Source organism: Vibrio sp. 10N.261.55.C5, from assembly GCF_041470505.1.
In the GTDB taxonomy this organism is placed as follows: Bacteria; Pseudomonadota; Gammaproteobacteria; order Enterobacterales; family Vibrionaceae; genus Vibrio; species Vibrio crassostreae_C.
The window spans coordinates 154,728-169,065 of sequence record NZ_JBFRMS010000010.1 but is presented as its reverse complement, the minus strand read 5'-3'; the positions used below and the strand labels follow the sequence as shown (position 1 = coordinate 169,065).

10 protein-coding genes are annotated in these 14,338 nt (G+C 44.0%); 6 read left to right on the top strand and 4 right to left on the bottom strand.

Annotated elements, in window-relative coordinates; genetic code table 11:
* Positions 1-101: 101 nt before the first annotated feature.
* Positions 102-2,540, bottom strand: coding sequence for an ABC transporter permease (locus AB4263_RS03490; RefSeq protein ID WP_017060080.1), 2,439 nt, complete (start codon positions 2,538-2,540; stop codon positions 102-104).
* A 1-nt stretch (position 2,541) separates the two neighbouring features.
* Positions 2,542-3,216: an ABC transporter ATP-binding protein gene (locus AB4263_RS03485; RefSeq protein WP_017067780.1), complete on the bottom strand. Its 675-nt coding sequence runs from the start codon at positions 3,214-3,216 to the stop codon at positions 2,542-2,544.
* Here AB4263_RS03485 and AB4263_RS03480 point away from each other — a divergent pair.
* The 5 genes from AB4263_RS03480 (at position 3,215) to mrdA (ending at position 11,257) form a co-directional block, all read left to right on the top strand.
* Positions 3,215-3,838 (top strand): arylesterase, encoded by a 624-nt coding sequence (locus tag AB4263_RS03480; RefSeq protein ID WP_017069908.1) that lies wholly within the window; start codon positions 3,215-3,217, stop codon positions 3,836-3,838. The two genes, AB4263_RS03485 and AB4263_RS03480, sit on opposite strands and share 2 nt — an antisense overlap.
* An 81-nt stretch (positions 3,839-3,919) precedes the next feature.
* Positions 3,920-5,119: an enoyl-ACP reductase FabV gene (fabV, locus tag AB4263_RS03475; protein WP_372097521.1), complete on the top strand. Its 1,200-nt coding sequence runs from the start codon at positions 3,920-3,922 to the stop codon at positions 5,117-5,119.
* Between the two features lie 179 nt (positions 5,120-5,298).
* Positions 5,299-7,206 carry an EAL domain-containing protein gene (locus tag AB4263_RS03470; protein ID WP_372097519.1) on the top strand — a complete coding sequence of 636 codons (1,908 nt, stop codon included), beginning with the start codon at positions 5,299-5,301 and terminating at the stop codon, positions 7,204-7,206.
* Positions 7,207-7,326: 120 nt separating this feature from the next.
* On the top strand, positions 7,327-8,982 hold the full coding sequence (locus tag AB4263_RS03465; protein ID WP_017064599.1) for an ABC-ATPase domain-containing protein: 1,656 nt from the start codon (positions 7,327-7,329) through the stop codon (positions 8,980-8,982).
* 376 nt (positions 8,983-9,358) lie between these two features.
* The gene (mrdA, locus tag AB4263_RS03460; RefSeq protein WP_136981853.1) at positions 9,359-11,257 is read left to right on the top strand and encodes a penicillin-binding protein 2; all 1,899 of its coding nucleotides are present in this window, start codon (positions 9,359-9,361) and stop codon (positions 11,255-11,257) included.
* A 145-nt stretch (positions 11,258-11,402) separates the two neighbouring features.
* Here mrdA and AB4263_RS03455 read toward each other — a convergent pair whose 3' ends face one another.
* Together AB4263_RS03455 and AB4263_RS03450 are read right to left on the bottom strand one after the other, a co-directional pair.
* Positions 11,403-12,023 (bottom strand): DNA-J related domain-containing protein, encoded by a 621-nt coding sequence (locus AB4263_RS03455; protein WP_029235437.1) that lies wholly within the window; start codon positions 12,021-12,023, stop codon positions 11,403-11,405.
* A 575-nt stretch (positions 12,024-12,598) separates the two neighbouring features.
* The gene (locus AB4263_RS03450; RefSeq protein WP_017060073.1) at positions 12,599-13,438 is read right to left on the bottom strand and encodes an isopenicillin N synthase family oxygenase; all 840 of its coding nucleotides are present in this window, start codon (positions 13,436-13,438) and stop codon (positions 12,599-12,601) included.
* A gap of 201 nt (positions 13,439-13,639) precedes the next feature.
* Between AB4263_RS03450 and AB4263_RS03445 the strand changes: the two genes are divergently transcribed.
* The gene (locus AB4263_RS03445; RefSeq protein ID WP_372097517.1) at positions 13,640-14,248 is read left to right on the top strand and encodes a DUF2238 domain-containing protein; all 609 of its coding nucleotides are present in this window, start codon (positions 13,640-13,642) and stop codon (positions 14,246-14,248) included.
* Positions 14,249-14,338: the final 90 nt, after the last annotated feature.

Below are 14,338 nucleotides of genomic sequence, written 5' to 3'. Positions count from 1 at the left end.
AAAAAACGGTCTAAAGCGACGTATTATAAATAGTGCATGACTAAGTATAAATAATCTCACTTTTAGACCGTTTTAAGCGCTTGGCTAGATCTCGCTAACGACTAGCCAAAATCCTTGTTTACTGGTGCTAACAAACGTTTGATTAAGCTATTCACTACCGCGGCTAATGTGATGAACGTTAGCACCGGTAGCGCTATCCACAACATCGGGTGAAGTGAAGGTTGTAACTCAAAACCAAAGTTCATCACTCCTGCCACGCTGAGCTCAGAACCAAGGGCTGCAATTGAGCCTGCGACTAACGCCATTAAACCGTACTCACACCAAATAGTATTGAGAATTCGCTTCTTACTCGCGCCTAATGTTCGATACAAGCGTATCTCTTGTTGTCTTTGAGATAAGCTCAATCGCAATAGAGTGAAGATAAGCAACAGCCCCGCCACCACACCTAACGCCGCAAGTACGGTAATCGACCAAACAATCTGCTTAAGCAACTCTTGGATCTTGCTACCCATCTTACGAATATCCATCAAACTCACGGTTGGATGATTTCGAGAGAGTTCGTTGAGCATCTGATTGTGTTGTTCTTCTAATCTGAAGCTCACTAGCCAAGTAGAAGGGATTGAACTCAAGACATCTGGAGTAAAAATGAAGTAGAAGTTCGGCTTCATTTCTCGCCACTCGACTTTGCGGATGCTATTCACCTTGGCAGAAACATTCTGGCTGTTGATTGTGAATGACAGCTCATCGCCAATCTTTAGATCCAGTTGCTCCGCGACATCCGATTCCACAGATACGCCATGCTCTTGCGTCCAGTTACCTTCTAACACTTCATTGTACTCGGGTAAGCTATCTCCCCAAGTGAAGTTGATCTCTCGACTTAGTGCGTCTGTTTCGCCTGAGGTATCGCTGTATTCCGACGCTTCAACACCGTTTATCGTCGTCAGTCGTCCTCGGATAATTGGAAACGCTTGAGTACGCTCTACTTCGTTTGCATCAATCGTCTCGAGATAACTGTCTTTCTCATAGCTTGCAATGTTAAGTGCAAACGCATTCGGTGCGTTCTCGGGTAAGGTTTGTTGCCAATCTGACAGTAAATCACTTCTTACCAACCAGATGATAGACAGCAACATCAGTGAAAGCGCTAAAGAGCCAAATTGAATCCCAGTTGCTAAAGGTGTGCGATTAATTCGACTCAATGCCAAACGCATCGATGTCGATGTCGGCAACTTACTAACTAAACGCAGAACAAGCGTACTGACGACCGCAAGCACTAAGAACAGGCAAGCGATACCCGCTAAAACTATCCATACCAATAGATTGTCGCCATACATCAGCATCATTGGAATAATCGGTACCAGTAACAACAAATATTTCTTGTAGCTTTCATTGGACTGGTGACTTGATTGGATAACGCTGATTGCCGAGGTGTTGACCAAGCCAATTAACGGGATACCAAGAGCAGGAACACCAATTAGGATGCTTGATAAAATCGCCAAGATTGCAGGTTCAATACCATAGCTAGGAAGTGGCGTTGGTAATAAGTCGCCCAGAGGTATACGAAGCAAAAACTCCAAGCCGATACCGATGGTTATTCCCAGTACTGCACCGATAACCACTAACAAAGATACCTGTACAGACAACCATTTAACGATCCACTGCTTGCTTGCACCTAAACTCTTAAGCATCGCGATGGTTTTACGGCGACTCGCAACATAATGTTGGCAAGTGAGTACCAAGGTGGTCGCAGCCATGATCACAACAATAGCAACGGTTAACGAAAGATATTGAGTCGTGCTTTCGAACATGTCGTTAGTACGGCTCGCAGAATCTTGAGTACGCCAGCGATCGCTTGGTGTCAGTTCGATACTGTCTTGTGCGGCTTTGAGTTTAGATTCATCACCATTTAAAAACAATCTAAAGCTAACGCGACTGCCCGGTTGAATCGCTCCCGTGGCATCGATATCACTTGTATGAATCAGCACAGCTGGCATTTGTTGGAATGGGTTAAAGCTTAAGCCTGGTTCTTGAGTGATTCGTCCAGTTATCGCTAAATCGGCATCACCAATAGTGACATTGTCACCAATTTCAACCTCTAACTGTGCAAATATACGCTCGTCTAGCCAAAGTTCACCCGGCTCAACATGGTTACTTGATGCTTTATCAGCGCCCTCTAAGATCATTTCACCGCGTAATGGGTAATTACTTTCAACTGCTTTTACCGTCACTAACTGCATTGAGTTATCACTGAATGCCATGGTTGAAAAACGAGTCAACTGAGATCTTTCTAATTGTTCAACTTGAGTGAGGTCTAACAAGGATTGCGGAATTGGGTTTGCTGAGATAAACACGCTATCAGCAGTAAGCGCATCTTTGCCCTGTTTAACAATTACCTGCTCCATACGTTCGGCCAACGCCGACAATGCAAATACACAAGCAATAATAAGCGTTAAAGCGATTGAAACTGGCCACAACTGGCCGTGTCGAATCTCTTCGATACTCCATGAAAACAGGCGTTTATTCAGTCCGTTTGATGAATTCAATTTAGACTTCCTCTATCTGACCGACATGCATCTTGAGTGTTCTTTGGCAACGTTGTGCAAGCTTAGGATCGTGTGTCACCAACACTAACGTTGTGCCGTGGGATGAGTTCAATTCAAACAACAACTCAACAATTTTGGCTGCCGTTTGTTGGTCTAGGTTGCCTGTGGGTTCATCGGCAAAAAGAATTTTTGGCTTAATCATAAATGCGCGCGCCAACGCGACCCTTTGTTGTTCACCACCCGATAGCTGCGACGGCAAATGATCAAGCCTGTCTTTCAAGCCTACTGATTCAAGCAGAGCAGTCGCGCGTTCGATGTCTTCGTCTGCTCCCTTCAACAAACAAGGTAACGTGACATTTTGCAGCGCAGAAAGGCTTGGAATTAATAAGAAGCTTTGAAATACAAACCCAACCGATTCACTGCGAATCTTAGCCCTTGCCTCATCATCAAGCTGTGAAAGTGGCTGTCCTAATAAACTGATTTCGCCTTTCGTTGGTACATCAAGACCAGCTAACAGCGTCATTAGGGTCGATTTACCCGCACCAGACGTGCCTACGATCGCGACCGTTTCGCCTTCACGAATATCGATATCAACGTGCTCTAGGATTGTTAAATGTTCTTGATTAGTAGACACTGTCTTGGAAACAGCTTCTGCTTTAATGATGGATGTATGCATGACTCGACTAATTTCCTTTTTATTTTTTATTTTATTTTCAACCGCTTCTTTAGCTCAAGGCTCTGCGTCAGCTCAAGATTCAAAGTTATTGGTACTTGGCGATAGTTTGAGTGCTGGTTACAACATGGATATCAAACAGAGTTGGCCAAGTTTGTTGCCAGACGCGCTAGCAAAACATGATAAAGCGGTTACCGTGGTTAACGGGAGTATTTCTGGTGATACAACGGGCAATGGTTTAGCCCGCCTACCACAATTGCTTGAAGAACATGCTCCAGACACCGTTCTTATCGAACTTGGTGCGAATGATGGACTTCGTGGTTTCCCACCTAAGCTGATGTCTGCAAATCTTGAGCAGATCATTGAGCAGATAAAAGCTGCGGGCGCCAAACCTATAATGATGCAGATTAAAATCCCACCAAATTACGGAAAGCGTTACAACCAGCAGTTTGAATACGTTTTTGCAGCGCTTGCTGATCAACAAAACGTGCCACTTTTGCCGTTTTTCCTAGAGCATATCATCCTCAAACCTGAGTGGATGATGAACGATGGACTGCATCCAAAACCAGAAGCTCAACCTTGGATTGCTGAATTCGTCGCCGAAGAATTATATCAGTATCTTTAAGTTTTAATGGTCTAGCTCAATAAATTTTACACAGCTTTACGTTAGCCTGAGTGCATATCACTGTTAACTGTAAGGTTATTTATGCTGATCGAACCTGTTATCAAGGGTGTGGTAGCCAAAAGCGCTCACCCTCTTGGCTGTCAAGAAGCCGTAAAGCAACAAATCAAGTTTGTTAAGAGTGCGCCGCAAATCAAAGATGGCCCTAAACGAGTACTGATTATCGGCGCTTCCTCAGGCTTTGGCCTTGCCGCTCGTATTGCCCTTACCTTTGGCGGCGCAAAAGCTGACACTATCGGCGTCTCATTCGAGCGCGGTCCAAACGAAAAATCCCTAGGTAGTGCTGGTTGGTACAACAACATCTACTTCAAAAAAGAAGCCGAACGAGAGCAACGCACTGCTATCAACATCGTTGGCGACGCATTTTCGCAAGAAACACGCTCACAAGTTGTCGAAGCCATCGAAACCTACTTCGAAGGTGAAGTAGATCTAATTATCTATAGCTTAGCTGCAGGCGTTCGTCCTAAACCAGATTCCGATGAGTTTTGGCGCTCTGCAATCAAGCCTATTGGTGAAAGCGTAACTGGCGCAACCATTTCTCTGGAACACGACAACTGGGTCACCAACACGCTTGAAGCCGCGACGGAAGAAGAAGCCGAAAGCACACTCAAAGTGATGGGAGGCGAAGATTGGGAAAACTGGATAGACGAACTGATCAACGCTGAGTCTATTGCTCCGGGTTGTAAGACGATCGCCTTCTCCTATGTTGGCCCTGAAGTGACGCACCCTATCTACTTAGACGGTACTTTAGGTCGCGCTAAGATCGACCTTCATCAAACCAGCCACGCTCTTAATCTAGAGTTAGCTAACTTTGATGGCAACGCTTACGCGACTGTCTGTAAAGCACTAGTCACTAAAGCGAGCGTTTTCATCCCGGGACTCAGCCCTTACTTACTTGCTTTGTATAATGTGATGAAAGAGAAAGAGACCCACGAAGGTTGTATCCAACAAATGCAGCGTCTGTTTGGCAGTAAACTTTATGGTCAATCCAAAGTACCACTTGATGGTGAGCGATTGATCCGTATGGATGATTGGGAATTAGACCCAGAAACCCAAGCGCACGTAACTGAACTACTAGAAAAGATGGATGAAAACAACTTCCAAACTTTAGGTGATTACCAAGGGTTTAAAGAGGAATTTCTGCAATTAAATGGGTTTGCTCAACCCTCGGTAGATTATAGCCAAAAACTTAATACAGAAGATTTTATAAACTTAAAGCCTTAAACGAAAATTATCTCATTACTGAGACCCGGATTCACATTTGAAAACCTCTGCATAATTGCGGAGGTTTTTTCGTGCAACATTTCTTATACTTATTAAACGTAAGGTTCATAGTTTTCTTTGGTTCATCATAATTAACACAGGATGTGTTGATGCATTTAGCATAATTGACTCGGAGTCATATGAAGAAGATAAAAACAGTAGACTTAGATATCCCAGACGATATGGTGTCTGGTTGGCAAAATATTGTCGACCTCTTGGCTCAAATCACTCAAGTGCCCGCCGCACTGATCATGCGTGTTCACGCCAATTATATTGAAGTATTCTCGACCAGCCGAAATGAAAATAACCCTTACAACAAAGGTGATTCTGAAACCCTAGGCAATGGGCTTTACTGTGAGACGGTGATGGATTCCCAGCAGCAACTTGTGGTACCCAATGCGCTTGCCGATGTTGATTGGGAAAACAACCCCGACACGAAGCTTGGCTTAATCTCTTATTGTGGCATTCCGCTGCTTTGGCCGAATGGTGAATTATTTGGCACTATCTGCATTTTAGACTCGAAAGAAAACCACTACACCCCCACCTATATCAAGCTTTTACAGAGCTTTCGCACCTCGATAGAGTCTCAGCTTAAAACCCTATTCCAACACGCCAAGCTTACCCAAATGAATCGCGACCTAAAAAACCGCGTTTACAATCGCACTAAAGATCTCGCGAGCCTTAATTACTCGTTGAATCAAGAAATTGATAAACGAAAAGCGGCTGAACAGAAGATTAACTTCCAAAAGAATCACGACCTCGGCACCGGCTTTTTAAACCGAAACGCATTTGAATCTCGCTTAAACTACAAGCTACTGTCACAGAGAAGGCTGACAGACAGCTCATTTGCAGTCGTTCATATTGGTTTTACCAACGGTAGACGCATACAAGCACGCTACGGCTATAACGCGTTAGACCAAGCGCTTGTTGAATACCGAAAACGCATCGACTGTATTTCTGATATCTATGTATTAACTGCACGCCCTACTTCGGTTGACCTCGTATTGGCGTTTAGCGTTAAAGACTTACACCATCGCCTTGAAGAACTTTGCCAGACGCTCGTTAAAGTTGGTCATTCAGAATTCGACATCGAAAGTGACAAAGTGCATTTGCACGCGTTTATTGGGATTGCAATTACGAACGACGAAGATGACGCGGAAAGCATTCTGCAGAAATCTTCTGAAGCGATGTTAGCCTGCAAAGATTCAGGACAAAAGTTCGCTTACTACTCTCAATCCCATACCGAAGAACAAACTCACATTAATAAGATCGAAGGCTATTTGCTTCAAGCCGTTCGTAATGATGACCTTATGCTCTACTTTCAACCCAAAGTTAGCCCGTTGACGCATCGCTGGGTCGGTGCTGAAGCTTTGCTTCGTTGGCGACATCCTGTTTTGGGTGATATCTCTAACGAAACCCTGATCCACATGGCTGAACAAAACGGTTTGATTTTCGAAGTGGGCAGCTTTGTTTTACGCAATGCGATTGAAAAAGCCAAAGAGTGGTCCGAATACGTTGAAGATTTCAAGATGGCTGTGAATGTGTCTGCAATTCAACTCAAGAACGTACACTTTGCGGAACAAGTGGTTCACCTACTCGAAACCTATCATTTAGAGCCTCGTTTCTTAGAACTTGAAGTTACGGAGAGTGGACTGATAGCAGATGAAGTGGTTGCCAAGAATACCTTGGGATCTTTGCACGATATTGGCGTTACATTGTCACTAGATGACTTCGGTACGGGCTACGCCTCCTTCAGTTATCTGAAGAAGTTCCCATTCGACACCATTAAGATTGATAAGAGCTTTATCGACCAAATGCTCAACTCGCACGAAGACTCGGAAATTGTTCGTTCTATTGTCCAAATTGCCAAAAAGCTCGACTTAAAAGTGACGATTGAAGGCATAGAAACGGAGGTTCAGGAGCAATTTATTATTAACGAAGGCTGCGATGTGGGCCAAGGTTACCTTTACGGAAGACCAATGCCGAGCCAAGAATTCGAACACAGCTTAATCAATCAAAACTATTTGGGGACAACTCGTTACGCTTAAAGCGAAAAAGAGCAGTTAGTTTTGGATTTAGGCCTACTTTCTCTTTACTCTAAAGGTGGTGATTTTTATAATCGCCGCCTTTCTGTTTTTATCTTTCCCCTTATATAGGCATTCCTCGTTATGGATCAGTTGACTGCAAAGCTTAAAAAGCTCGAAAAACAAAACTACCGTGCATATCAACAAATTAAAGGTCAATACGACTTTGCTGATTTTGAATTACACATCGACCACATCCAAGGTGACCCATACGCGTCAGCTTCTCGTTTTCGTGCAACGCGCGCGTGGTCTTTGACCGGGTTAGATTGGCTGAAAGAAAAATCTTACGAATACCAAGTAGCCGCTCGTGACTTTATCGCACGTAGCTTCTCTGAGTTCGCGAAACAAGAGTCGACCGTTTCTATCGCGCTGACGGGTCAAACCGTATTAGACAACACAGCTGTTGTATTCACAGACCACGGCATCGAAATTCGTTTCCGTATTAATTTACCAGCTGATGGTCGTAGCATTCTTGCTAAGAAAGCGAACAACATCATCACTTTCTACTTACCGAAGTTTATTCGTCGCGCGACGCTTGAGCGTGAGTTAAACATCGATGCAATGATCAAACATTGTGAAGCCGTTGAAGACCAAGAAGCGCTGCGTGCTCAATTGGATGAAAACAACCTAGCCGCTTTCGTTGCAAACGGCAGTGTGTTACCTCGTATCGCGGGTAACTGCGACCTTCCAATGAAAGACGCGGTACCTTTCGCGGCTCCAGAATCATTGAGTGTTACGTTAAATACTCCAAACCAAGGTGACGTGACCGGCCTAGGCATTCCAAAAGGCATTACGCTGATCGTTGGTGGTGGTTTCCATGGTAAATCGACACTGTTGAACGCCGTTGAACGTTCTATCTACAACCATATTCCTGGTGACGGTCGCGAAGGCATTGTAACTGCGATTGATACGATGAAGATCCGCGCTGAAGATGGTCGATGTGTGCACAGCTTGAACCTGTCAAACTACATCAACCATTTACCAATGCAGAAAGACACATCTGACTTCAGCACACAAGATGCGTCAGGTTCTACGTCTCAAGCGGCTTGGTTACAAGAATCGATTGAAGCCGGCGTTCAAACTCTACTTATCGATGAAGATACGTCAGCGACTAACTTCATGATTCGTGACGAGCGTATGCAAGCGCTAGTGTCAAAAGGCGATGAGCCAATCACACCACTTGTCGACCGCATTGGTCAGCTTCGTGAAGAGATGGATATCTCTACCATTGTTGTAATGGGTGGCTCTGGTGATTACCTAGATGTCGCGAACACTGTGATTCAAATGCACGACTACCAAGCGGTAGATGTGACTGAAAAAGCAAAAGACGTGATTGCTCAGCACCCTACTCAGCGTACTAACGAATGTGAAACTGCTTTAGAAACGTTTGTACCGCGTTCATTGAACCGTGCTTCACTGATGAACATTCTGACTGACGGTAAATTCCGTGTTAATGCTAAAGGCAAAGAGTCACTGCGTTTTGGTAAAGAGTTTGCAGACCTTTCTGCGCTTGAGCAATTAGAATCACCGTCTGAAGTGAATGCGATCGGTTGGGCTTGGTTCCAATTCGCACAAACTCCAGGTTGGTCAAACAACCCTGCTAAAGAGTTTAACGCTATTTTAGAAAACGAATGGCACGCTAACATGCCTAACTACGGTGACCTAGCGAAACCAAGAACGTTAGATGTGATGGCTGCTCTGAACCGTATGCGTAAATCTCAGTTCAAGCCTTCGAACTGATTTCGTTAAATATCGGATTTATTGTGCTTCTAGGTTTTTGAAGTTTTAATCTTCTAATTTACTAAAGCTTCTAATCCACTAAATAAGCAAATTAACCTTCTACGGCTCTCATTCTGAGGGCCGTAAATTTATCTAACCTCTTTTGACCTAACCTCTAGTGTCGTCAAAACTCTTGAACTTTATAAATTCATAAAACCAATCTTTACATCAATTACTTATCATCTTTTATAATGAGAAAATTAAAGGCACTGTTTACCGCCATCTAATGCTGTCGATCCCTCAAAACATGACACAGCTTTTACAAAACCCTAGTGATATTCAGATAAAGTCCCGATTCGACAAGTGTAACCAAATGTAACAGACCCTTGAGGCTTCAATGAATCATAAACGCGTTAAGATGCGTGACCATAAAATCGAAGTGAACCTATTCAAAAACCGCGTAATCGTCGCGTTTTGTGGGATCTTGATGTTCACTCTTGTCTTAGTCGGCAATCTATACCGACTTCAAGTTGAAAATTTTAAAAGCTATCAAACTCGTGCCGATGGCAACAGAATCAAAGTATTACCTATCGCCCCTACTCGTGGACTTATTTACGACCGTAACGGCGTATTGCTTGCAGAGAACAAGCTTGTCTTTGATCTGACGATGATTCCAGAGCAAACCGATGATGTCGATGCAATGCTCGCCAAGCTAGACAAATATGTCCCGCGTGATGCTGAGCAGATTGCTCGTTTCAAAAAACGTTATCACAACACCCGCCGTTTTAAATCTGTGACTATTCTAGAGAACTTAACTGAAGAAGAGATTGCGAAGTTCTCTGTGCACCAGTATCAGTTTCCCGGCTTATCTATCGATACCAGCTTAAAGCGTTTTTACCCGAATGGTGAAGTGCTTACCCATGTTCTTGGTTACGTGGCGCACATCAATGATAGCGATCTCAGAAAGCTTGAAGAACAAGGGATAGAAGCGAATTATCAAGCTACAACAATCATAGGAAAACTGGGTGTTGAACGTTATTACGAAGATATTCTGCACGGCACCAAAGGTTATCAAGAAGTCGAAGTAAACAGCCGTGGGCGAATAGTCCGAACCATTGAGTACGTGCCGCCAGTAGCTGGTAAAGATATCGTGTTAAATATTGACCTTGAGCTGCAAAAATACGTCTTTGAGCAACTTGATCACCGAACTGGAAGCGCGGTTATTCTCGATCCGAAAGACAACAGCGTGTTGGCGATGGCATCAAGCCCGAGTTACGACCCTAACCTATTTGTCGACGGCATTTCGAGTAAGAACTACCAACGTTTATTGAATGATCCGGCTCACCCGTTGGTTAACCGCACCACTCTAGGCGTTTATCCTCCTGCCTCAACCGTTAAACCATTTATGGCTGTGGCAGGACTGCAAGAACATGTCATCTCTGAAGATACCATCCGTAACGACCATGGCGTTTGGAGAATTCCTGGCTCTAAACGAAACTCTAAATCGTGGCGTGACTGGAAACGTTGGGGTCACGGACCTGTCGATGTCACTCAAGCCATTGAAGAGTCGGTAGATTCATTCTTCTATCAAACCGCTTTCGATTTGGGTATTGACCGAATTTCAAGTTGGATGAACCGATTTGGATTTGGTGAACCGACAGGCATTGATATCTATGAAGAAAGTACCGCCAACATGCCGACTCGAGAATGGAAGATGATGCGTTATCGCACCCCTTGGTATCAGGGTGACACAGTTCCGATTGGTATTGGCCAAGGTTATTGGACATCGACACCTATGCAACTTGCTAAAGCAACGTCAGTATTGGTTAATCATGGTAAGGTGATGCCACCTCATATCTTAAGAGCCACCTTAGATCATGGTGAAGATTTCAGTACACAACAACTTGTCGAACCGGAGCCAATGCCCTCAATCACCGAAGTACCGGATAGAATTTGGGATGTGCCAATCAATGCGATGCGACTCGTAAACCACGGTAATCGAGGCAGCGGCAGACGTGCATTTAAGGGAACTGAATACACGAGCGGCGGTAAATCAGGAACTGCACAAGTCTTTGATCTTGCGAAAGACCAGGTCTACAACTCGAAGAAACTCGCTAGACACTTGCTTGACCATGCGCTTTACACGGCTTTCGCACCGTATGAACACCCTGAATATGTCGCAACTGTGGTTATTGAACACGGTAACGGTGGCTCAAAAGTTGGTGCGCCTTATATCCGTAAAGTACTCGACTATGCCTTTGAACATAAAAGTGGTGAGAGCAAAGATCACTCCTAACACCAATAACTTAAGTCGCTACAGCACATAACGTAGTTACCCAAAACATAACGTAATAACGACAAAGCCCCACTTGTGTCACTCACAATGTGGGGCTTTCTGTTTTAGGGTTCTAAGCAATTAGACAGCTAAAAATGCCTGTCGATTATGAGCTTCTTAATACATGCCATGCTTCACAGAGCGTCTGAAATTTTGCGGTGTTGCCTTCGTCTCTGTCCGGATGCCATCTCAATGCCAGTTGTCGCCAACGTTTTCTAATTTCATGGTGTGTCGCGTCTAAAGGTAACTCAAACAGGTTCAATGCTCGACTTCGATCCATATCGAGTTCATCACCACCCACATACTTTCTATACCGAGTCCAAAATTCGTTCAACAGCCTTTTGACTTCACCTTCATCCGCTTCATAGTTAACCCAATTAATGTAGTATTCTCGAAGTGGGTCTTGATGATCGATGCTGTGACTGCTTCCGTGATAACGACCATTCATCAATTCGATGTCCATCGCTTGGACTTGGAGCCAACCATCTGGGTGTAAGGTTTCTTGAAGCTGATAAAGCGCATTCATGATAAGGAAGTTCTTTTTAAACAACTCTTTCTCAGGCACAGCATCCAACACTGGCACAAACCCAAGATCGTTCAGATGAGCTGCCAATGTGTGTACTTTCCATCCGCTTGGCTTTTGCTTAAGCACTTCCATTATCGGCCAAAGCAATGGGTTTTCCATATGGCAATGAAAGTTTGCTCTCACATCTTGATAATTCGACATAGTTGACTCAGTTAGCTTCTCTGAATTAATGGATTTCTAGAACTGTGGATACTATAAGTAACCTGTTTCGCATCCGTTGCGTATCTTCTTTAATTGAAAGCGATTTTCTAAGATTTGTCGAGCTTAAGGACAAACAACTTTCTAACGTTTGGCTTAAAGGCACCTTTTATCGTCAAAACTGAGTACCATTTCGTTGAATGCAACCATTAGGGCGTGTTGACCTTTCGCGGTTAAATTTTGTTCGAGATAAAAGCGTTTTAATCGCGGCGAGGGAGAAGTAGCCTAGTCATTCTAAGCAAATCTCCCTCAACAAAGAGTAAAACGCTTTTAGCCGAACCCTTCGGGCAGCGTTTGCTGGTCATTTCTACTACGTTATCGGCTTCTCATGTAGGCTAGCTACACATCGATGCCTCTGCCTTGTATAAATACCCAACAACTCGCTTCAAAAATCAGCTCGAAAGATCAACACGCCCTAGTAATAAAGCCGCAATTCTTTGGTACGGATACAAAAAAGGTCAGCGACTTAGCTGACCTTTCACATCTATCCCAATTTTAGGGACGAAGCATTGAACTGACTAGATAACGCCAAGCTCTCTTAGACGTTCCATTAGGTATTCGTTTGCTGTGTACTTTTCAGATAGCACTACTTCTGGTTTCGGGTGAAGGAATAGAGGCAAAGAGATACGAGACTTCTCTTGGCGTTCACCTGATGGGTTGATTACACGGTGAGTTGTCGATGGGAAGTAACCACCAGATGCTTCTTGAAGCATGTCACCGATGTTGATGATCATGTTACCGAAGTCACATGGAACATCTAGCCACTCGTCATTTTGAGCTTTAACTTGAAGGCCCGGCTCGCTTGCAGCAGGAAGAACCGTCAGTAAGTTGATGTCTTCGTGTGCCGCAGCGCGGATTGCACCTGGCTCTTCATCACCTTGCATTGGTGGGTAGTGAAGAACACGAAGCAGAGTCTGTTCACTGCCGTTGATCATTTCTGATAACGCAATAGAGAATTTCTCTTGTACTTCTTTAGGAGCATGAGCTTCAACCCAACCTAGCAGCTCTTGAGCAAAAGCATTCGCACGTTGGTAGTAATCTAGAATCTGTTCTTTCAGCTGTTCAGGGATTTGGCCCCAAGGGTATACGTGAAAGTACTCTTTGATGTCTTTTACAGTGTGGCCTTTAGCAACTTCAGACACTGAAGGTGGAAAATATCCATCTTGTGTTTCAACATTAAAGTGGAAGTTCTCTTTCTCTTCAGAGATGAAGAATTGGTACCAGTTTTCGTAAATTGACTCAACAAGCTCTTTCGGGATTGGGTGGTTCTTAAGAACACCAAAACCAGTTTCACGTAGAGAGCGAACAAATTGTTCTGCTGCGTCGTCAGCAAGGTAATCGACAGTTTCCAGTTTCATGACTTTCTTTCTTGTTATGTAGTAATAGAGCGATTTTAAGGATCGCTTTGTTGTAAATCAAACTTTTGTGAAACTCTAGCAACCGTTTGTCTAGATACTGGGCGATAACACCACTTTTCAACAAATCTGGTGATTAAGACCCAATTGAACACTGTTCATTATTGTGTAACACTATTAAAAACTTCGACGAGAGATCTTGATATGACAATCACGCCACTTGCTCAAAATCGACCATTGCTGTCATTGACGACGCTGTATCTGACTGTGTTTCTATTTTCAGCGTTTGCTCCCTCTTCAAGAGCGGTATGGATTGCCGAAATTGTCCCAGCGCTTGCGATATTGTTGGGAATCTGGTGGTTATCAACAAAGCTCACCTTCACTAAGACAGCTTACGTTTTAATGTTTATCTGGCTAATTTTGCATACGATAGGCGCGAAATATACCTTCGCAGAAGTGCCATTTGATTGGTTCAACAACATGATAAGTTCTGAGCGTAATAACTTTGATCGTGTCGCGCATTTCTCAATTGGCCTTTATGCTTACCCACTCGCTGAGTACTTGATTCGTAAAAAACTGGCTCAACCGGTGCTGGCATGTTTCTTTGCGCTATTTGCGATCATGAGTGTGGCTGCAGGTTATGAAATTATCGAGTGGTGGTACGCGGAGATTGCAGGTGGTGATGAAGGTATCGCGTTCCTTGGCTCACAAGGTGATATTTGGGATGCACAGAAAGATATGCTGTGTGACACCACGGGCGCAATTGTCTCGCTATTACTTCTTAAGCTTCAATGGCGTGTCAGAGCTTACTGAGCTCAATTCTTTACTCTGAGTATCAAAAGCAATGTTGAAATGCCACACACAAACCGTGCTGTGGCATTTTTAGTTTCAGCATTGTTTGCT

Bases quoted from the DNA above. Each gene is read 5' to 3' on its own strand.
- AB4263_RS03455 (WP_029235437.1), bottom strand. From the start codon at position 12,023: ATGTCGAATTATCAAGATGTGAGAGCAAACTTTCATTGCCATATGGAA.
- AB4263_RS03470 (WP_372097519.1), top strand. From the start codon at position 5,299: ATGAAGAAGATAAAAACAGTAGACTTAGATATCCCAGACGATATGGTG.
- AB4263_RS03485 (WP_017067780.1), bottom strand. From the start codon at position 3,216: ATGCATACATCCATCATTAAAGCAGAAGCTGTTTCCAAGACAGTGTCT.
- AB4263_RS03480 (WP_017069908.1), top strand. From the start codon at position 3,215: ATGACTCGACTAATTTCCTTTTTATTTTTTATTTTATTTTCAACCGCT.
- AB4263_RS03450 (WP_017060073.1), bottom strand. From the start codon at position 13,438: ATGAAACTGGAAACTGTCGATTACCTTGCTGACGACGCAGCAGAACAA.
- mrdA (WP_136981853.1), top strand. From the start codon at position 9,359: ATGAATCATAAACGCGTTAAGATGCGTGACCATAAAATCGAAGTGAAC.
- AB4263_RS03465 (WP_017064599.1), top strand. From the start codon at position 7,327: ATGGATCAGTTGACTGCAAAGCTTAAAAAGCTCGAAAAACAAAACTAC.
- fabV (WP_372097521.1), top strand. From the start codon at position 3,920: ATGCTGATCGAACCTGTTATCAAGGGTGTGGTAGCCAAAAGCGCTCAC.
- AB4263_RS03445 (WP_372097517.1), top strand. From the start codon at position 13,640: ATGACAATCACGCCACTTGCTCAAAATCGACCATTGCTGTCATTGACG.